This window comes from Pedobacter sp. KBS0701, assembly GCF_005938645.2.
In the GTDB taxonomy this organism is placed as follows: Bacteria; Bacteroidota; Bacteroidia; order Sphingobacteriales; family Sphingobacteriaceae; genus Pedobacter.
This window is the reverse complement of record NZ_CP042171.1, coordinates 1,852,437-1,873,145: the sequence shown is the minus strand read 5'-3', so window position 1 is coordinate 1,873,145 and position 20,709 is coordinate 1,852,437. Positions and strand designations below refer to the sequence as shown.

General features: G+C 38.3%; 17 protein-coding genes. 10 read left to right on the top strand and 7 right to left on the bottom strand.

Features of this window, described 5'->3' with window-relative positions; all coding sequences use genetic code 11:
- Positions 1-9: 9 nt before the first annotated feature.
- Both FFJ24_RS07370 and FFJ24_RS07365 read right to left on the bottom strand, forming a co-directional pair.
- The gene (locus tag FFJ24_RS07370; protein WP_138820848.1) at positions 10-1,317 is read right to left on the bottom strand and encodes an MFS transporter; all 1,308 of its coding nucleotides are present in this window, start codon (positions 1,315-1,317) and stop codon (positions 10-12) included.
- A 252-nt stretch (positions 1,318-1,569) separates the two neighbouring features.
- On the bottom strand, positions 1,570-3,462 hold the full coding sequence (locus FFJ24_RS07365) for an ATP-dependent DNA helicase RecQ (protein ID WP_138823960.1): 1,893 nt from the start codon (positions 3,460-3,462) through the stop codon (positions 1,570-1,572).
- Between the two features lie 114 nt (positions 3,463-3,576).
- Here FFJ24_RS07365 and FFJ24_RS07360 point away from each other — a divergent pair, with 114 nt between their 5' ends.
- From FFJ24_RS07360 to FFJ24_RS07350, 3 genes are all read left to right on the top strand, one after another.
- Entirely contained in the window at positions 3,577-4,545 is a 969-nt protein-coding gene (locus FFJ24_RS07360; RefSeq protein WP_138823958.1) for a YhcG family protein, read from the top strand.
- A gap of 14 nt (positions 4,546-4,559) precedes the next feature.
- Positions 4,560-7,787 carry an amidohydrolase family protein gene (locus FFJ24_RS07355; protein WP_168202406.1) on the top strand — a complete coding sequence of 1,076 codons (3,228 nt, stop codon included), beginning with the start codon at positions 4,560-4,562 and terminating at the stop codon, positions 7,785-7,787.
- 254 nt (positions 7,788-8,041) lie between these two features.
- Positions 8,042-8,305, top strand: a complete 264-nt coding sequence (locus FFJ24_RS07350) for a hypothetical protein (protein ID WP_138823956.1) — start codon at positions 8,042-8,044, stop codon at positions 8,303-8,305.
- 168 nt (positions 8,306-8,473) lie between these two features.
- Here the strand turns inward: FFJ24_RS07350 and FFJ24_RS07345 are convergent, their stop codons facing one another.
- Positions 8,474-10,669, bottom strand: coding sequence for a radical SAM protein (locus tag FFJ24_RS07345; protein WP_138823954.1), 2,196 nt, complete (start codon positions 10,667-10,669; stop codon positions 8,474-8,476).
- Positions 10,670-10,874: 205 nt separating this feature from the next.
- Here FFJ24_RS07345 and FFJ24_RS07340 point away from each other — a divergent pair, with 205 nt between their 5' ends.
- Complete coding sequence (locus FFJ24_RS07340; RefSeq protein WP_138823952.1) at positions 10,875-11,591, top strand: hypothetical protein; 717 nt, start codon at positions 10,875-10,877, stop codon at positions 11,589-11,591.
- Here the strand turns inward: FFJ24_RS07340 and FFJ24_RS07335 are convergent.
- The 3 genes from FFJ24_RS07335 to FFJ24_RS07325 all read right to left on the bottom strand — a co-directional run bounded on the left by FFJ24_RS07335 (position 11,582) and on the right by FFJ24_RS07325 (position 13,593).
- Complete coding sequence (locus FFJ24_RS07335) at positions 11,582-11,908, bottom strand: DUF5615 family PIN-like protein (protein WP_138823950.1); 327 nt, start codon at positions 11,906-11,908, stop codon at positions 11,582-11,584. The two genes, FFJ24_RS07340 and FFJ24_RS07335, sit on opposite strands and share 10 nt — an antisense overlap.
- A complete protein-coding gene (locus FFJ24_RS07330; protein WP_025144700.1) occupies positions 11,892-12,134 on the bottom strand; it encodes a DUF433 domain-containing protein in 243 nt (80 codons plus the stop codon). Before FFJ24_RS07330 ends, FFJ24_RS07335 begins: the two co-directional genes overlap by 17 nt.
- 268 nt (positions 12,135-12,402) lie before the next feature.
- Complete coding sequence (locus FFJ24_RS07325) at positions 12,403-13,593, bottom strand: NAD(P)/FAD-dependent oxidoreductase (protein ID WP_138823948.1); 1,191 nt, start codon at positions 13,591-13,593, stop codon at positions 12,403-12,405.
- Between the two features lie 54 nt (positions 13,594-13,647).
- Here FFJ24_RS07325 and FFJ24_RS07320 point away from each other — a divergent pair, with 54 nt between their 5' ends.
- Together FFJ24_RS07320 and purE are read left to right on the top strand one after the other, a co-directional pair.
- Positions 13,648-14,787: a 5-(carboxyamino)imidazole ribonucleotide synthase gene (locus tag FFJ24_RS07320; RefSeq protein ID WP_138823946.1), complete on the top strand. Its 1,140-nt coding sequence runs from the start codon at positions 13,648-13,650 to the stop codon at positions 14,785-14,787.
- 83 nt (positions 14,788-14,870) lie between these two features.
- Positions 14,871-15,377 (top strand): 5-(carboxyamino)imidazole ribonucleotide mutase, encoded by a 507-nt coding sequence (gene purE, locus FFJ24_RS07315; protein WP_138823944.1) that lies wholly within the window; start codon positions 14,871-14,873, stop codon positions 15,375-15,377.
- 127 nt (positions 15,378-15,504) lie between these two features.
- Here purE and FFJ24_RS07310 read toward each other — a convergent pair whose 3' ends face one another.
- Positions 15,505-16,068 carry a YqgE/AlgH family protein gene (locus tag FFJ24_RS07310; RefSeq protein ID WP_138823942.1) on the bottom strand — a complete coding sequence of 188 codons (564 nt, stop codon included), beginning with the start codon at positions 16,066-16,068 and terminating at the stop codon, positions 15,505-15,507.
- A 46-nt stretch (positions 16,069-16,114) separates the two neighbouring features.
- On the opposite strand from FFJ24_RS07310, the gene pdxH reads away from it, so the two are divergent.
- From pdxH to FFJ24_RS07290, 4 genes are all read left to right on the top strand, one after another.
- A complete protein-coding gene (pdxH, locus tag FFJ24_RS07305; RefSeq protein ID WP_138824049.1) occupies positions 16,115-16,765 on the top strand; it encodes a pyridoxamine 5'-phosphate oxidase in 651 nt (216 codons plus the stop codon).
- Positions 16,766-16,863: 98 nt separating this feature from the next.
- Positions 16,864-17,757 (top strand): 3-hydroxybutyryl-CoA dehydrogenase, encoded by an 894-nt coding sequence (locus FFJ24_RS07300; protein WP_138823940.1) that lies wholly within the window; start codon positions 16,864-16,866, stop codon positions 17,755-17,757.
- Positions 17,758-17,788: 31 nt separating this feature from the next.
- The gene (ruvB, locus tag FFJ24_RS07295; RefSeq protein WP_121283333.1) at positions 17,789-18,811 is read left to right on the top strand and encodes a Holliday junction branch migration DNA helicase RuvB; all 1,023 of its coding nucleotides are present in this window, start codon (positions 17,789-17,791) and stop codon (positions 18,809-18,811) included.
- A 329-nt stretch (positions 18,812-19,140) separates the two neighbouring features.
- Entirely contained in the window at positions 19,141-20,649 is a 1,509-nt protein-coding gene (locus tag FFJ24_RS07290) for a bifunctional GNAT family N-acetyltransferase/carbon-nitrogen hydrolase family protein (protein ID WP_138823938.1), read from the top strand.
- The last annotated feature ends 60 nt before the right edge of the window (positions 20,650-20,709 follow it).

Below are 20,709 nucleotides of genomic sequence, written 5' to 3'. Positions count from 1 at the left end.
ACTGCAAACTTACAAATTTGCGGTTTCATTGCGCCCGATTTTTTTCAGGAACGCTAAAAACACCAATCCTACTATAAAAAATGATGCCAAAGCAATAATGGATTGGCGCATATTGTGTGTTAAACCCTCGATAAATGCAAAACTAAACAGACCAATTACGATTGCCAATTTCTCTGTGGCATCGTAGAAACTAAAAAATGAAGCAGTGTCGGTTGTATTTTCCGGAATATGTTTTGAATAAGTAGAACGCGATAAAGATTGTATTCCGCCCATAATTAGGCCGACAATGGCGGCCAAGGCATAAAATTGATATTGATTGGTTATGGAGTATCCATAAATGCAACAGCCTATCCAAATCAATACAACGATCATTAAAACATTAATATTTCCCATTTTTTTGGCTAAAACCGACATTAACCATGCACCCAGAATTGCAACAAGCTGAATAATTAAGATAACAGCAATTAAACTGCCCGATTCCATTTTTAAAACCTTGGCGCCGAAACCGGCAGCAGCAAGCATAATGGTTTGTACCCCCATCGAATAAAAAAAGAAGGCAATTAAATAAGTTTTTAAAAACTTCATTTGCCTTAGCTGATTCCACACCTTTACAAATTCACCAAAACTGCTTTTAATAATTCCCTTGTTCAGATAGCCTGCGTTAGGAACATCTTTAGGTAACACTTTAAAAGGAATCTGAGCAAATAAAAACCACCAGATACCAACCAGCAAAAATGATATTTGAGCCGGTAATGATTTATCAGTAATTCCAAACAGTTCGGGTTTTAGTACAAAAACAAAACAGATTAACTGCAATATCACGCTACCAACATAGCCGTATGAAAATCCCTGGGCACTTACTTTATCCTGATTATTGGTTGAAGCAATTATGGGCAAATAGGCATTATTAAACATTACACCGCCCACATAGCCCATTGCAGCCAGAACGAAGCAAATAATTCCAGCTTCTAAAGTTTCCAGTTTGAAGAAAAACAAACCCATACAGGCGAAGGATCCGATATAGGTAAACAATTTCATGAAGAATTTCTTTTTGCCTTTTGCATCTGCATAGGAAGATAGTACCGGCAACAAAACCACCATTAATAAGTAAGCGAAAGCAAGCGCATAATTAGAAAGAACGGTATTTATAAACGTTTTGCCAAAAAAAGTTACTTCGTCACCATGCGCTTTTGTTGTAGTAATTGCAACATAGTAAACAGGAAAAATGGTTGAGGTAATCACTAAATTATAGGCAGAATTTGCCCAGTCGAAGAAAGCCCAGGAGCGTATGGTTTTCTTATTATCTTTTTCTATCATTTGTTTTTCGCTTCTCGGAAGACTACACTAATTAAATAGTTCATTACAAAACTAATATTTATTACTAACTTAAGGGGCATTTTTCTCACCTTTCACCTTTCACCTTTCACCTTTCACCTTTCACCTTTCACCTTTCACCTTTCACCTTTCACCTTTCACCTTTCACCTTTCACCTTTCACCTTTCACCTTTCACCTTTCACCTTTCACCTTTCACCTTTCACATCTCACATCTCACATCTCACATCTCACATCTAAAGATAATATTTCTTCCCATCAGTTTTAATCTTACCAGCATCTAATAATTCTCGAATGGCATCAATTCTTTCTGATTCAGCGCCATTTTTAATGTTGGTAACAAGATCATCAAGACTTAAAGGCTGTTGTTGTAATAAAGAGACAACCTCGAACTCGATTTCCTCTCCCATTTGATTTTGGCTCTCGGCTCTTTTTTCAGCCAGACAAACATCGCATACCCCACATTTTGTAGCATGATGCTCATCAAAATAGTCCAGCAATTGAACACTCCTGCACAAATTAGATGAAGCATAAGCCACCACCGCGTTAATCTGTTTATGTAAAATCTCTTTTCTCAGTTCCAAATATTTCACATCCAGATCAAAATGATCCATATCAACCCGTGGCCGAACATATTGCAGTTGTGGTTGATCGGTTTGCTGGATATAGGTAAGCAATTCAATGCTTTGAAGTTTATTGAGTAAAGTAATGATTTCCTTATAAGATAAACCCGTTCTTTTGGCTAAATCGGCTTCATTGATTTTCACAAAACCATCAAAAGCGCCGCCGTGCGAGCGCAGAATAGTTTTGATAATGCCATCGTAAGACTTATTTTCGATCTGAAAACGATAAATATCCTCATGACTGGCGATGAACATTATCCTTGAAGGTAAAAAAACACTTTCAGATAACGTAAGATAACCATCATGCTCTAAAAATTTCAACGCAGAAATGGTTTTTAAAACACTAATATTAAACCGTTTACAGAAATCAGCGATATCAAAAGTAAAGGTTAAACCTTCACCGGCACCAAAGGCCAATTGAAAGTAATTGCCCAGGTAGTGATAGGTTTTTCTGATTTCATCCGGTGAAGGAAAGCTATCTAAATACCGGGATTCTAAGCCAAGGATATCAGATTGATTGGCCAATAGGACCGCATAACTTCTTTTTTCATCGCGTCCTGCCCTGCCTGCTTCCTGGTAATAAGCTTCCAGACTTTCGGGCAGATCTAAATGCACCACAAAACGGACGTCGGCTTTATCGATTCCCATTCCAAAAGCATTGGTAGCCACCATGATACGGGTTTTATTGTTTTTCCACTCTTCCTGTTTCAGGAAACGAACATCTCGTTCCAATCCGGCATGATAAAAATCCGCTTTAATACCATTTCGGTTAATAAAATTGGCTACTTCAGCAGTTTCCCTGCGGTTACGAACGTAAACCAGGCCTGTTCCTTTTACATTCTGGCAAATATCGATCAGTTTTTTGTATTTGTCTTCATTCCCAAAAACCACATAACTTAAATTGTCCCTGGCGAAACTTTTAACATAAACCTGCGGGTCTTTCATTTCCAGTTTCTCGATAATATCCTTCCTTACAAAATCTGTTGCTGTGGCCGTAAGTGCCAGCACCGGAACATTGGGAAGAATTTCTCGGAGTTTGGCAATCTGTTGGTAAGGTGGACGGAAATCGTAACCCCATTGAGAAATACAATGCGCTTCATCTACGGCAATCAGGTTCACATTCATATAGGAAATACGAACCCGCACCAAATCTGACAATAAACGCTCTGGAGATAAATAAAGAAATTTAATTTTTCCGTAAATACAGTTATCCAGCAAGATATCGATTTCCCGTTTCCCCATCCCGGCATAAATGGCAATGGCTTCAATCCCTTTTGATTTCAGGTTTTCTACCTGATCCTTCATCAGCGCAATTAGCGGCGAAACCACTATACAAATCCCATCTTTAACCAAGGCCGGAACCTGAAAACAGATCGATTTTCCCCCACCCGTAGGCAATAGTGCTAAACTGTCGTTTCCTTCCAGAACAGAAGCAATAATATCTTCCTGTAAAGGTCTAAAAGCCTGGTGTCCCCAATATTTTTGTAAAATCTCTATTGCTGTCATAAATCGGCAGTATCAAAACTATACATTTAATCCAAAATCGTCACTTATTATTGTTAGAAATTGAAAAATCATCTTTAGAAAAGATTATTAACTTTGCTAAATAAGAAGGATTAAATGTTAGAAACGCAGTTTGCAGATGTTGTCAGCTTAATTAAAAATGCCCGGGCAGTGGCATTGAAAACTGTTAATTCTACATTAATAAACCTATACTGGAATATTGGTGAGTATATACACAACAGAGTTAAAAACGCCGAATGGGGACAATCAGTAGTAAAGCAACTAGCAGAATTTTTATCAAAGAACGAACCTGATTTAAAAGGTTTTTCGGATAAAAATCTTTGGCGTATGAAACAGTTTTATGAAAGTTATAAAGATTATCCAAAACTCTCACCACTGCTGAGAGAAATTAGCTGGACGCACAATCTGATTATTCTTTCCAGGTTAAAATCAATTGAGGAAAAAGAATTCTATTTAAAACTTTGTCTAAAAGAAAAATACAGTAAGAGAGAGCTTGAAAGACAGATATCCGCTAGTCATTACGAAATATCTATAATGGGAAATACAAAACTCTCACCAGTGGTGAGAGTTTTACAAAACGAGATTAAAACCATATTCAAAGATACTTATGTATTTGAATTTCTAAATCTTTCCGAACCTCACAGCGAAAACGATCTACAGAAAAATTTAGTTTTAGAAATGAGAAATTTTATTCTTGAACTCGGAAAAGACTTTTTATTTATTAGTGAAGAATATAAAATACAGGTCGGGAATAGCGATTTCTATATTGATCTTCTTTTTTACCATCGTGGCTTACAATGTTTAGTTGCATTTGAATTAAAGGTAGATAAATTTAAGCCCGAACATTTAGGTCAGTTAAATTTCTATTTGGAAGCTTTAGATAGAGATGTTAAAAAATCAAATGAAAACCCAAGTATTGGTATTCTCCTCTGCAAAGATAAAGATAACGAAGTGGTAGAATATGCCTTGAGCAGAAGTCTATCTCCCACTTTAGTCGCAGAATACAAAACACAACTACCCGATAAAAAATTACTTCAAAGAAAAATACAAGAATTATTCAAATAACCATCCAATATATAATGAAACACCTTTATTTTTTATCCGCTCTTTCACTATTATTTTTCAGTTCTGCTGCCCAGGAAAAAAAGTGGGACGTTGAAAAATACCAGGGCACTACAAAAAATTTCACGCTAAACACAGATGAAGGTACCTGGATGAACCTTGATGTAAGTGCTGATGGACAGGAAATTGTTTTTGATTTACTGGGCGATATCTACGTGATGCCCATTAGCGGTGGAGTAGCTAAACTGATTAGCGGAGGTGTTGCCTGGGACGTACAGCCTCGCTTTAGCCCTAACGGAAAATACATTTCTTATACGAGCGATAAAAGTGGAGGCGATAATATCTGGATCATGAACCGTGATGGTTCGGGCAAAAAACAGGTTACCAAAGAGAGTTTCAGGTTATTGAACAATGCCACCTGGATGCCAAACAGCGAATACATAATTGCCAGAAAGCACTTTACGGCAAGCCGTTCTTTAGGCGCCGGAGAAATGTGGATGTACAGTATAAACGGCGGTGATGGTGTGCAGTTAACTAAACGTAAAAACGACCAACAGGATGCGGGTGAGCCTAACGTTTCGCCGGACGGAAGATATGTTTACTTTAGTGAAGATGTAAGCCCTGGCCCAAATTTCGAATACAGTAAAGATCCTAATGGAAGTATTTATGCCATCCGTCAGCTGGATTTAACAACAGGTAAATTAATTACCTTAATTGATGAGCAGGGAGGTGCTTGTCGTCCGCAGGTTTCTCCAGATGGAAATTTAATTGCTTTTGTGAAACGGGTAAGGTTAAAATCTACTTTATATGTTCAGAATCTTAAAACAGGCGAAGAATGGCCTGTAAATGAGGACTTATCACACGATCAGCAGGAAACCTGGGCGATTTTTGGCGTTTATCCGAATTTCGCCTGGACACCAGACAGCAAAAGCATCGTTTTTTATGCTAAAGGAAAAATCAGGAAAACCGAAATTGGAACACTGATCAACAGCACCATTCCTTTTCAGGCAAATACCATTCAAACTGTACAACAGGCTTTACATTTTGAGCAACAGGTTTTCAGCAATGAATTTTCGGCGAAAATGTTGAGACAACTTACCACCTCACCTGATGGCAAAACAATCGTTTTTAATGCGGCAGGATATCTATACAAACAAGAATTAGCTACCGGAACACCAGAAAGATTAACGAATGGTCTGGATTTCGAATTTGAACCGGCTTTTAGTCCTGACGGAAAATATGTAGTTTATACTACCTGGAGTGATGAATTGCGTGGAGCAATAAAAAGAACTGATCTAAAATCAGGTAAAACCATCACCCTGAGCGATGAAAAAGGTTTTTATTACTCTCCACAATATTCGACTAAAGGTGATAGGATCGTTTTCAGAAAAGGAAGTGGAAATGATGTCTTAGGTTATAATTATGGGCGTGGAACCGGAATTTTCATTATGCCAGCCAATGGAGGTGCAAAAATTTTAATTTCTGACAATGGAATCCGTCCGCAGTTTAACAATACTGATACCCGGATTTATTTTCAAAGTTATGCTGATGGTAAAAAAGCCCTGAAAAGTATCGATTTAAACGGGGCAAACGAAAGAACACATTTTACTTCTCAATATGCTACCCAATTCGTTATTAGTCCTGATAATAAGTGGGTAGCCTTTAACGAATTATTTAACGTTTACATTACACCGATGATCAATATTGGTATGGCGCAGGATGCATCGGGAGGTAATAGTGCTATTCCGGTTACAAAAGTGACTACTGATGGTGGAACCTATATTCAATGGAGTGCCGACAGTAAAAACCTGCATTGGACGTTAGGACCGAAATATTTCACCATTGATGTAAGTAGTGCTTTCAATTTTGATGGCACCACGCCTAAAACTGAAGCTTCATCTATCGATATCAATCTGGTTTTAAAATCAGATGTTCCTAAGGGAATTTTGGCTTTAAAAGGTGCCAGAATTATTTCAATGAAAGGTGATGAAGTAATTGAAAATGGAACCATTCTTACCGATGGTAATAAAATTACTGCAATCGGGAAATCGGATGCGGTAACCATCCCTGCCAATGCCAAAGTAATTGAGGTAAATGGCAAAACCATTATGCCGGGCATTGTTGATGTTCATGCGCATTTACGCACCAGTCCGGATGGCATTACGCCACAGAGCGACTGGAGCTATATGGCCAATTTAGCCTTTGGTGTAACCACTTCACATGATCCATCAAGCAATACAGAAATGGTTTTTAGCCAAAGCGAAATGCTTAAGGCAGGTAGAATGGTTGGTCCGAGGGTTTATTCTACCGGCTCTATTTTATACGGTGCTGATGGGGATTTTAAAGTAGTAATTAACAGTTTAGATGATGCTTTGGCCAATTTACGCCGGTTAAAAGCCGTTGGTGCCTTTTCGGTAAAATCGTACAATCAACCACGCAGAGAGCAGCGCCAGCAGATTTTAGAAGCTGCCCGACAGTTAAAAATGGAAGTTGTACCTGAAGGAGGTTCTACTTTTTTCACCAATATGAATATGGTTGCTGATGGCCATACCGGAATTGAGCACAGTATCCCTGTTTTACCGGTTTATAAAGATGTAACCACGCTTTGGAACAATACCGAAGTGGGCTACACCCCTACTTTAATTGTGGCATACGGCGGTCAATGGGGCGAAAACTATTGGTACGATAGAACCAACGTTTGGGAAAACGAAAAATTAATGACTTATACCCCACGGTCCATTATAGATGCGAGGGCAAGACGTAGAACCACATCCGAATACAGTGATTATAACCACATTGATATTGCTAAAGCCACGAAACAGATTGCCGATGGTGGCACAAAGGTTAACCTTGGCGCACACGGACAAATCCAGGGTTTAGGAGCGCATTGGGAACTGTGGATGCTGGTTCAAGGTGGCTTTAGTCCGATGCAGGCCATCAGGGCGGCAACATTAAATGGGGCAAGCTATTTGGGCATGGATAAAGAAATTGGTTCGCTAGAAGTTGGTAAACTGGCAGATATGGTGATTATGGATGCTAACCCATTGGATGACATTAGAAATTCGGAAAAAATCAAATATGTGATGATCAATGGCCGCCTTTATGATAGTGCCACCTTAAACGAAGTAGGTACAAGAGAAAAACTTCGTGGCAAATTGTGGTTCGAGAATATCAGAGGAAATGGTTATATTATTCCAAACGGAGAATCAGAAACCTGGACTTTTACCGTTCCACACTGTGATTAAACCTAACAAGTATTTCAGAAACATTTTTTGACCATATAAGACATATGAGGTACATATAAGCTTCCATGATCTTACATCCCTTATATGGTCAAAAATATAGCATTAATATTTTCTTATTAGTTAATGTTTTGAACGCACAACACCTTAACCATCAATCAGAATATAAATGACTAATAATTAAATACTTACCTCAAAATACCAAAATGAATTGGCTATTAAAAGATTTGAAAAGCAGTTAATTTAGAATATACAATATGAAACCAAACAAACTCTATACCTCCGCTTCAGTTATATTCTTAATATTAAGCTTACTGGTTTTCTCTTATAGTGGCTATTACATTTTAGGCATCCAAACGGTAAACCTGTTTTTAGCATTGATTGCAATGGCTTACATCACTTCTTTTATTGCAGTAATGAAAAACCGGAGGGCTGTTATTTCCTGGTTGCTGCTCATCGTAAATTCAATTATACTCATCTGTATTATCTATTTTCTCACGCATTTTAAAATGAAGATGTAATTTCAGCGATGTTTGCACTCGTTTTTAATAGATAATCGTCATCTCGATCGGATAGCTATCGGATGAAGCACAGCGAAATGGAGAGATCCATCAAGAAAGATTTCTCAACTGCGGTCGAAATGATGAACTTTCGTAACATATTATCGCCATTTTAAAGCTCACATTAGCTTATAAAACCAACAAACCGTATTCTCTTAAAGTATTAACAGGCTTAGAATACCAGAAAAGCTCAAAGTTTTCCAATTCTATCTCAAAATCGACCTTAATTTCCTGAAAAGTATATACTTTCTCATTAGAGATAGAAATTTTATTCAAAATGGCAGTTAACCACTCTCCTTCTTTTTTATTGGTTTGAACGGTAAATGTTTCCTTTTTATGATGGAAGGTAAGAGAGGCCATTTCCCAGGTATTTCCTTTTTTCGATTTCGTAAAATAACCGGCCGAGGGCTTTCCCCCTATCCACACTACTTTTGCAGTCGGTTTAGTGTTAAAATGATCGTCCTCATTTAATGCTCTTTCAATAAAATCAGCAGGAATTTTCGTCCTGGGGATCTTAAAATCGAACCAATCCTGCAGTTCGTAATCAAAACAGATGCCATGCATAAAATTAAAGAGCGATTTCTTTAATCCATAGCTGAATTTATTGTGGTCTATCCCCGTTTTATCGGTATAATTGATATCATTATTGGCAAAAGTTCCAATTAGTTCAGTTTCTTTAACCACGCCAAATTTTTCAGGGTACATCCCCACCGGACTATGTGCCGTCATGGCAAATTGATGCCAAAAACCCGATTGTAGTATACCTACTTCAAATAATTGACGTACCATTTCTAAGCTATCAACCGTTTCCTGCACCGTTTGCGTAGGATAACCATACATTAAATAAGCATGAACCATAATTCCTGCTTCGGTGAAGTTGCGGGTAACCTTTGCTACCTGTTCTACGGTTACCCCTTTGTCGATCAGTTTCAATAAACGATCGGATGCTACTTCCAATCCACCCGAAACAGCAATACAACCGGAAGCTTTGAGCAACAAACATAAATCCTGACTAAAGCTTTTCTCAAAGCGGATATTGGTCCACCAGGTAACCGCTAATTTCCTTCTGATAATTTCTAAAGCCACTTCACGCATCAACGCTGGTGGTGCCGCTTCATCCACAAAATGGAAACCATTTTGTCCCGTTTTGGCATATAAATCCTCAATGCGGTCTACAATTAATTTAGCAGCAACGGGTTCATACACTTTGATATAATCCAATGAAATATCGCAGAAAGTACATTTACCCCAATAACAACCATGAGCCATGGTGAGTTTGTTCCAGCGTCCATCGCTCCACATGCGGTGCATCGGGTTAACAATTTCAATTACTGAAATATATTTATCCAAAAGCAGGCCTGTATAATCGGGTGTGCCTACGTCTGCTTGTTTGTAGTCGTTTCTGAAAGCATCGTTACGGTAAACTACTTTACCATTTTCGAGAAGAAAAGTTCTTTTGTAAAAATGGGCTTCAGCCGGGATGGGGTGCGTAATGTTATGGTACAACAATTCGATCGGCAACTCGCCATCATCCAATGTAATGTAATCGAAAAACTCAAAAACCCGTACATCTGACAACGACCTTAATTCGGTATTTGGGAAGCCGCCGCCCATAGAAATTTTGATTTCAGGATGATTAGCTTTTATCCATTGCGCACAGCGGAAAGCGCTGTATAAATTACCCGGAAAAGGAACCGAAATCAAAAATAATTTAGGCCCTACCGTTTTAATTTTCTCTTTTAAAACCGAAATCAGGATCTGATCGATGTAAGTAGGTTCTTTTAATAAAACATTATACAACTCATCAAAAGAGTTCGCACTTCTGCCTAAACGTTCAGCATATCGGCTAAAACCGAAATTTTCGTCGATGCACTCTACAATATAATCGGAGATATCCTCCAGATAAAGTGTGGCCAGATGTTTTGCTTTATCCTGTGTACCCATCGCCCCAAAGGCCCAGTCTAATTCTTCTAAAGCAGCAAACCGTGAAGCCTGGGGCAAAAAATCATCACTACAAATCTGTAAGGCCAGGGTTGGGTTTTTCCCCTGAAGAAAGGCGATTACGGCATCAATGGTTTTTAAATATTCATCCTGTAAAGCAAAAATCCGTTTGGCGTTTTCGCTTTTAGGTTTTTGATTGTCTACCGCAAATAAATCTTGTAATCCTTTTTTAGAGAACAATTCCAAAATTACTTCAATTCCTAAGTCGGCCTGTGTTGAGCTGATATTTTTGGTATTCAGAAAACCTTTTATATACGCCGTTGCTGGATATGGAGTATTCAGTTGGGTAAACGGCGGCGTAATGGCAAGAATTTCGGTTTTCAAAAGGAATTGTTTTTCTGCAAAAGTACGGGAATTTTAGAAGTTTAGGGCTGTAATTTTAACACTATTGAACTAACTGAAAATGAACTGCGATTAATCCTCCGTGTTTTCTGTGATTCCGTGGCTGTTAATTGTCTTTGAACTTAATGACAAACTAAAACCCCGATAAACACGTTTTATACTCACATCAACACCTTTTTCTACCTGAATGAAAGTTTTTTGTTTATCCATCCTGATGCTCTGTGTGCAAATCAGCTTTGCGCAAAAAACATTTATATTTCCTAAAATTAAAACACAAGGCACTTCTGTTGAACAATTTACACCAGCCAACTGGATGATTATTGACCAGGTTGAGGGCGACCTGAACAATGATGGTTCAGCCGATTTAGCAGTGGTTTTTGAGTACAACAAACCAATTGATGAAACCCGGGTTTATGGCGATAACAGCAGCGCAATTATAAAGGAAACACAAAAACCGAGGATTTTAGCCATATTTTTCAAAGATAAATCAACAGGTGCTTTAAGTTTATCTACACAGAACAACGATTTTATTTTACGCTCGGAAGAAGGTGGTAAACTGGGCGACCCGCTACAGCAGATTGCGATTAAAGACCAACAACTCTATCTCCGTTTTCAAGGAGGATCAGAGTGGCGCTGGGAATTGGGTTATACCTTTAAATTCGAAAACAAAGATTGGTTTTTAACCAGTGCCATCAATCTTTACTTTAACCAGAACAGCGGCGATATGACAGAAAGGGTGTACGATTTCAAAACGCGTGAATTATTTACCACTGTTGGTAACCTGCACCGAAGAGACATTGCTAATAGGAGAACAAGTGAGGTATTATATTTTTCTCAACTGAGAACTTTCAAAACCTTTAAAAAGCCATGGGCCTGGGAAATTATGCCAAATGTTTATTTGTAGGTAATGATGTTTGCACCAACTTTGAGATTCGATTTCAGTAATAATAAAATTTGAGGTATAAATTCTTTTAATGTCAGATAAGTATTATCAAATGCATTCAAAACGATTATCGGAAGTGTATATTTTGAAAAATTTTGTTGAAATTGAAGATTTTTATCAAAAGTAATAAATACATCAAATTCATCGGCAATCATTAACTTCAGTAATTCTCCATTCTTAACACCATTCCAGCCCATGTCACGAACAGTATAAATCTCATGACTTTCAAAATGTTCTTTTAATCTTTTGGGAAGATTTTCATCAAGAAGCAATTTCATAGATTTTATCTATATGATCTGATGTTATCAGTTTATTAGCAACCTCTAATACACTAATAACCTGTTTCTTAGAAACACTTGGAAAATCTTCTAAAAATTCATCAATGGTGATTCCCTTTTCGACATGAAAAAATAAGGTTTCAACCGGGACTCTTGTACCTGCAAAAACAGGTAAACCTCCCAAAATATCGGCGTTGGTTGAAATAATATCTTTTAATGATTCCATAGTATATCAAATTTACTAAATTTAATCGTAAATTTTAAAGCGTAAAGTGGTTTTATTGCATCTGAGATTTTTGCAAAAGAACCACTGTTTTAGGTTAAATAAACCTGATAAAGTGGAAAGCGAGGAGCGAGTGAGGGCTTGGAACGATAGCAGGGCTGCAATCCGAAGCACTACAGCCGTTCATTTCCAAAACGATATTGACCACCTTAGTCACCTGAGCGACTTACAAACCTATCGGGTTTTAAAAACCTGATAGGTTTAGGAATCGTCAAATATGCTGCGCAATTACAAAACCACTGGCCCAGGCCCATTGAAAGTTATAACCGCCCAACCAACCGGTTACATCTAAACATTCGCCACCAAAAAACAGGTTCGGTATTTTTTTACATTCCAGCGTTTTAGAAGAAATTTCGTTGGTGTCAATTCCGCCACGCATTACCTCGGCCTTATCGTAACCTTTATCGCCTGCGGGTTTAACTTTAAAATGGTGGATTGTTTGTTCAATTAAATCGATTTCCCCTTTAGTTAATGCAGCAACAGGTTTATTTAAAGGCAAAAACTTGCCCAAGGCATCTGTAAACTTCTTGGTATAAATCCGGTTCAGCAGCGTCGACAGTAAAGTTTTACCATTTGTTTTTCTTTCCTCGTCCAATAATGCTACGATATCCTGATAGGGCAACAGGTTTAAATTAATCGTTTCGCCTCTTCTCCAGAAAGAAGAGATCTGTAAAATAGCGGGACCACTCAATCCCCAATGGGTAAAAAGAATATTTTCTTCGAAAGCGATTTCATCATTGCTGACTTCGCAAAAAACAGAATTTCCCGAAAGCTGTGAAAACCACTCTTCGTCCTTGCCGGTAATGGTTAAGGGAACCAAAGCCGGAGCAGTTTCAATTATTTTTAAACTATTTTTTTTGGCAAAACGCAAGGCAAAATCGGTAGCGCCCATTTTTGGAATTGGTAAGCCACCAGCTGCAATTACCAGCTTGGCTGCTGTTAAAACAACAGTTTTACCATTCTTCTCATAACTTACTTTAAAGCCGTCAGGTAATATTTCAATGTCTTTTACATCAGCACTACACCTAACTTCCTGATCAAAATCCTCGCAGATGGAAGTAAAAACCTGTACCACATCTTTGGCGTTTTTATCATCAGGAAATAATTGTCCCAAAGTTTTTTCTTTGCCTGCTATGCCATAAGTTTCAAAAAAACTGATGGTATCATCAACTGTCCACTGGGTAAAGGCAGATTTAACAAAATGAGGATTGGCTGATATAAACTGCTCAGCTGATGCGAATTGGTTGGTATAATTGCAGCGGCCGCCACCAGAAATTAAAATTTTGGCACCAGGTTTTTCGTTTTTTTCGAGCACAATTACTTTTTTACCCAGATAGCCTGCCTGCACCGCACACATCAATCCACAAGCACCTGCACCAATAATTATTGCATCAGCATTCATCAATAAAATTTATTATGGTTACTTTTGTGCAAAAATAGCATTATTTTCAAGCGCATGGCAAAACAGATTAGCGAATTAAAATTAGGTATTTTAGGTGGCGGGCAATTGGGCAGAATGCTCATACAACAGGCAATCAATTATAATGTAAGCACTTTGGTTTTAGATCCTGATCCTGATGCTCCCTGTAAGCATATCTCAAATTATTTCGAAAATGGTTCCATTACCGATTTTGATACCGTTTATAACTTCGGAAAAAAGGCCGATATCATCACCATTGAAATTGAAAAAGTAAATATCGATGCGCTTGAGCAGCTGGAAAAAGAAGGTAAAAAAGTTTTTCCCCAATCGAGGGTAATCCGTTTAATTCAGGATAAAGGCGTACAAAAACAGTTTTTTAAAGAAAATGATATTCCTACCTCCCCTTTCCAGATTGTAAATACAAAGGAAGATATGGAAAATAGTCCTTTTCATTTTCCTTACATTCTGAAATTGAGGAAAGATGGTTATGATGGTAAAGGCGTAATGAAAATCAATAGTGCGTCAGATCTTGACAATGCTTTTGATGCGCCTTGTATTATTGAAAAACTGGTCGATTTTGATAAAGAAGTTGCAGTGATTGTAGCCCGTAATGCCAATGGCGATATGAAAACCTTCCCAATGGTAGAAATGGAATTTAATCCTGAAGCCAACCTGGTAGAATTTTTAATTTCCCCTTCAACTTTTGCCGAGAGTTTGCAGCAAAAGGCAGAAAATATTGCCAAAAACATAGCTTCTGCGATGAATATTACCGGAATTTTAGCGGTTGAGATGTTTGTTTGCAAAGACGGAGAATTATTAGTTAATGAGGTAGCCCCTCGTCCGCACAATAGCGGTCACCAAACAATTGAAGGCAATTATGTTTCTCAATTTGAGCAGCATTTACGCTCAATTTATAACTTACCATTAGGCGATACCAGCAGCATTACCAATGCCATTATGATTAATTTACTTGGCGAAAAAGGTTTTGAAGGTGTAGCCAGATATGAAAATTTAGAAAAAATATTGGCCATTGATGGCGTTTATGTTCACTTATATGGCAAGAAATACACAAAACCTTTTCGCAAAATGGGCCATGTAACCATTGTAGATATTGACAGGGAAAAGGCGATTGAAAAAGCAAGGTTTGTACAAAAAACATTGAAGGTAATCGCTTAAGCCACCTAGCCCCTTGAAGGGGAACCAATATCGAAGTGGAAATACAAAATTATAAAAGAAGTTAAAAAAGAAATAAAATAAATATGAGTCAAGGAAATTCAAATTCGGCCTTAGTAGGAATTATCATGGGTAGCAAATCAGATTTACCTGTGATGCAAGATGCTGCTGATGTATTAAAAGAATTTGGAATAAACTACGAAATTACGGTTGTTTCTGCACACAGAACACCAGAACGCATGTTTAATTATGCTAAAGAAGCACAAGGCCGTGGCCTAAAGGTAATTATTGCAGGTGCCGGCGGTGCTGCTCACCTACCTGGGATGGTGGCTTCTATTACTACTTTACCGGTAATTGGTGTTCCGGTTAAATCATCAAACTCTATTGATGGCTGGGACAGTATTTTATCGATTTTACAAATGCCAAATGGTATTCCCGTTGCTACGGTAGCTTTAAATGCTGCTAAAAATGCAGGTTTACTGGCTACGCAGATCCTGGCTACAGCTGATGAATCTTTAACGGTTAAAATGCAGACTTATAAAGATGAATTAAGAAGAAAAGTTGAAGAAAGTGCTGACAGTCTTGAGTCCTAAGTCGTGAGTCTTTAGTCTATTCAACTGTAAAAATAAAACGGGCGATATAATCTATTTACATTGCCCATTTTATTATAATATTACTTTTCTGGAAACTGAAAACTGCCAATTACCAACTGAAAACTAACTAATTCAAACTCGGATCTACCGGAAAATTACTGATATGCGCATATTTCGGGCCTAGATTTACAATTACATCCCGCCAAAGCTTTTCATCATCATTACTAAAAATAAGGTCCGGATTAAAAATATCACTCACCATCCATGCATTTTGATCTATTTCCCGGTCAAGCTGTCCATAATCCCAGCCTGAATAACCCATAAAAAATTTCACTTCATCCTGGCTTACTGCGTTAGTATTTAAGAGGATTTTAAGTGTTTCAAAATTTCCACCCCAGTATAAACCATTTCCTATATCTTCACCACTTTGCAATTTATCATAACACCTATGAATAAAATGTAAGGTATCCGCAGCAACAGGTCCACCGAAGTAAATGTAGTTTTTTGCATCCCGTAAATCCTGAATAACATCGTTCAGGATCAGGTTTCCTACTTGATTAAGTATATAGCCTACCGTACCATCATCACCATGTTCGGTTAACAATACCACAGATCTTTTAAAATTAGGATCGGCCATAAAAGGTTCCGAGATGAGTAAGCGGCCGGTTTTTGGTTTTATATTGTTCAGCATGATGATAATCATTTGTTACACCGTAAAAGATGCCTATTTTTGTTGTATGCAAGTTACAAATGAATTTCTACAAAACCTGCGCCAAGATTACAAAAGCGCTTCGCTAGACGAATCTGACGTTGATCAAGATCCGATTGTCCAGTTTCAAAAATGGTTTCAACATGCGGTTGATGCCCAGATATACGAACCAAATGTAATGACTTTGGCTACAGCTGATAAAGCTGGCCGACCAGATGCGCGTATTGTGTTATTAAAAGGGGTTGATGGAGACGGTTTTAGGTTTTTCACCAATTACCTGAGTGCCAAAGGGAAAGAACTTAAACGCAATCCTTACGCTGCTTTGGTATTTTTCTGGCCTGAACTGGAAAGACAGGTGAGAATTGAAGGAACAGTGGAAAAACTGGATAAAGAAACATCTGAAGCCTATTTCAACACCAGACCGATTGCCAGTCAGATTGGAGCAGTAGTTTCACCACAGAGCCAGATTATTCCGGACAGAACATTTTTGGAAGAAAAAGTTGAAGAACTTAAAGCTAAAAGTACCGACAAAGGTGTTGCTAAACCAGCGCATTGGGGCGGTTATATCGTAAAACCGACAAGAATAGAGTTTTGGCAAGGAAGAAGAAGCAGGTTGCACGACAGGATAAACTTCGAACTGATAAAAGGCATCTGGACTAAAACCAGGTTAGCACCATAAGGTTTTTTATAAAAATCAAAAGAGATCAGCTTTACAGCAAGATCTTTATTTCAACTAATCGTTTACTCGTAAATTCTCTTTTTCTAATCTCCTAAAGGATGAAACAAATCGCAGTTATAGGATCTGGTACTATGGGAAATGGCATCGCCCATACCTTTGCACAATTCAATTATAAAGTCAACCTGATTGATATCAATCAGCCTGCATTGGACAATGCCATACAAACTATTACTAAAAATTTAGACAGACAGCTTGCAAAAGGAACCTTAACAGAAGATCATAAAGCAGCCACTCTGAATAACATCTCTAGCTACACGTCAATAAAAGATGGTGTTCAAAGTTCCGATTTAATTGTAGAAGCCGCTACCGAAAACGTAGACTTAAAATTGAAAATTTTTAAGGATTTAGATGAGTATGCGCCTGCACATGCTATTCTCGCTTCCAATACCTCCTCTATTTCCATTACGCAAATTGCTGCTGTAACCGGAAGAGGTGATAAGGTAATCGGAATGCACTTTATGAACCCGGTTCCGGTAATGAAGTTAGTAGAAGTAATAAGAGGTTATGCCACCAGTGATGAAACGACCAGTATCATTATGTCGCTTTCCCAAAGTTTGGAGAAAGTTCCTGTTGAAGTAAATGATTATCCTGGTTTTGTGGCCAACCGCATTTTGATGCCGATGATCAATGAAGCCATTTACACGCTTTATGAAGGCGTAGCTGGTGTGTATGAAATTGATACCGTAATGAAATTAGGAATGGCACACCCTATGGGACCTTTGCAGTTAGCCGATTTTATTGGTCTGGATGTTTGTTTGGCCATACTAAAAGTATTAAACGATGGTTTTGGTAATCCCAAATACGCGCCATGCCCGTTACTGGTAAACATGGTGGCGGCAGGGAAAAAAGGTGCTAAAACTGGTGAAGGCTTTTATAAATATATTTCGGGATCAAAAGACCTCACTGTTTCTGATAAATTCAAAAGATCCTAATTTTTTTAGCATTTAATTTTATATTTGCCGTATGAATGAGAACCTGGACCCTGAAGCAAGCAATCTGACCCCTACCGATCGTGATATTGAAAGGGTTTTAAGGCCACAGGCTTTTGAAGATTTTACGGGGCAGGAAAAAGTGATGGAAAACCTGAAGATTTTTGTTCAGGCGGCGAAACTCCGCGGTGAGGCTTTAGATCATGTTCTTCTGCATGGCCCTCCCGGATTAGGTAAAACCACACTTTCTCATATCATTGCCAATGAAATGGCAACTGGAATAAAAGTAACCTCTGGTCCGGTATTAGATAAACCTGGCGACCTGGCTGGTTTATTAACTGGCCTGGATGAAGGTGATATCCTTTTTATTGATGAGATCCATCGTTTATCTCCTCTTGTGGAAGAATACCTGTATTCTGCAATGGAAGATTTTAAAATTGATATTATGCTTGAAACTGGCCCGAATGCCCGTTCCGTACAGATATCGCTTAATCCTTTTACGTTGGTTGGTGCCACTACGCGTTCTGGGTTGTTAACGGCGCCTTTAAGAGCTCGTTTCGGAATTAATGCCCGTTTGGCTTATTACGATGCTAAGCTACTCACCACAATTGTACTACGCTCTTCTGATATATTAAAAACCCCTATAAGTGACGAAGGTGCCTATGAAATTGCCCGCCGTAGCCGTGGTACGCCCCGTATAGCAAATGCTCTTTTACGCAGAACAAGAGATTTTGCGCAGATTAAGGGAAATGGAAATATCGATACCGAAATAGCCCGCTATGCCTTAAATGCACTAAATGTGGATGAACATGGCTTAGATGAGATGGATAACAGGATTCTGGTTACCATTATCGACAAATTTAAGGGCGGTCCGGTAGGTTTAAAAACCATTGCGACGGCTGTTGGAGAAGATGAAGGTACTATTGAAGAGGTTTATGAACCCTTTTTAATCCAGGAAGGCTATATTATGCGTACTTCACGTGGCCGCGAGGTTACCGAAGCGGCTTACAAGCACTTAAAGAAAAATTATCCTGGCCAAACCGGTAAATTGTTTTAATACAAGATTTTTTCTTGCTAAATCGTCATTTCGACTGAAGTGCAACGGAATGGAGAAATCTAGTATCGTAGTGTTTAAAGATCTCTCCACTGAGATTGAACAATAAGATTTAAAGACCCTGAAATAAATTACCTTCGGTGAACTCGCTTAAAGCTCAGTTTACTTCGTAGCTTTCCGTTTCACTACAGGTCAGGGTGACGCATCGCAGGAGGATTTTGATAAATCTCGTGGCTCGTCCTCCTGAACTTGTTTCAGGATCTTCAAAGAAATATATAATCCATCTGAACATTTAAGCCCTTTTGGTGTTCATAAAATAGAAATCAAACATTATGAATATTGAATTACGTAAACTAACGCTCGAAGATTACGCAGATCTTAAAGAATCTATGCTCCAGGCCTACGACAGTATGGGCGGTTCCATCTGGCCAAAATCAAGTATTGCAAAACTTATAAATATTTTTCCCGAGGGGCAGCTCTGTATCGCAGTTGATGATAAGGTTGTAGCCTGTTCCCTTGCCATTATTGTAGAGTACGACGAATATGGAGATCGGCATACCTACAAGTTGATTACTGGTGATTATTCTTTTACAACACACGATCCAAATGGCGACACCCTGTATGGTATCGAAATTTTTGTGCACCCGGAATATCGGGGTTTACGGTTAGGAAGGAGACTATATGAAGCCCGGAAAGAACTCTGTGAAAGCCTTAACCTCAAAAGCATTATTGCCGGCGGAAGAATTCCTGGTTACCATCAATATTCGGAGAAGTTAAGCCCAAGACAATATATAGATAAGGTAAAGGCAAAAGAAATTTACGACCCAACGCTAACTTTTCAGATTTCGAATGATTTTCACGTCAGAAAAGTATTAAAGAATTATTTGCCAGGCGATAAAGAATCGAAAGAATATGCGACCTTAATTGAGTGGAATAATATTTATTACCAGGGTATTGATGCCTCTGCCCGTTCGGCAATGACTATCCGTTTAGGTTTAGTGCAGTGGGAAATGCGTTTGTTCCCAAATATGGAAGCTTTTTATGAACAGGTAGAATTTTTTGTTGATGCTTTGAGCGGTTACAAATCAGATTTCGTGATGTTCCCTGAGTTATTTAATACGCCACTGTTGCAACCGTACAATCACTTACCAGAAATTGAGGCTATGCGAAAGCTTGCTGAAAAAACGGAAGAGATTGTACAAAAAATGCATGAATATTCATTAAGCTACAATACAAACATTATTACCGGCAGTATGCCACTTATTGAGGATGGTAAACTTTACAATGCTACTTACCTTTGTCACCGTACGGGTAAAATAGATGAGTATAGAAAAATTCACATCACACCAAATGAGCAAAAATATTACGGCATGATTGGTGGAGATAAAGTGCAGGTTTTCGATACTGATTGCGGTAAAGTGGGCATCTTGATTTGTTATGATGTAGAATTCCCTGAATTAAGCCGTATTTACGCCGAGCAGGGTATGCAAATTTTATTTGTACCATTTTTAACCGATACACAGAACGGTTATACACGCGTACGCCATTGCGCGCAGGCAAGAGCAATAGAAAATGAATGTTACGTGGCCATTGCAGGGTGCGTGGGCAATCTACCTAAGGTAAATAATATGGATATTCAGTTTGCCCAATCAGCAGTCTTTACCCCGTCCGATTTTGCTTTTCCAACCAATGCCATCAAAGCAGAGGCAACACCCAATACCGAAATGGTACTGGTAGTAGATGTTGACTTACATTTATTAGACGAACTACATCATTATGGAACGGTAAAAGTATTAAAAGACAGGCGGAAAGACCTTTACCAGGTTAAACTTTTAAAATAAGTACTATAAAAATGCCGGTCAAATTAATGTACCGGCATTTCATTTTTGATCTAAAGCTAA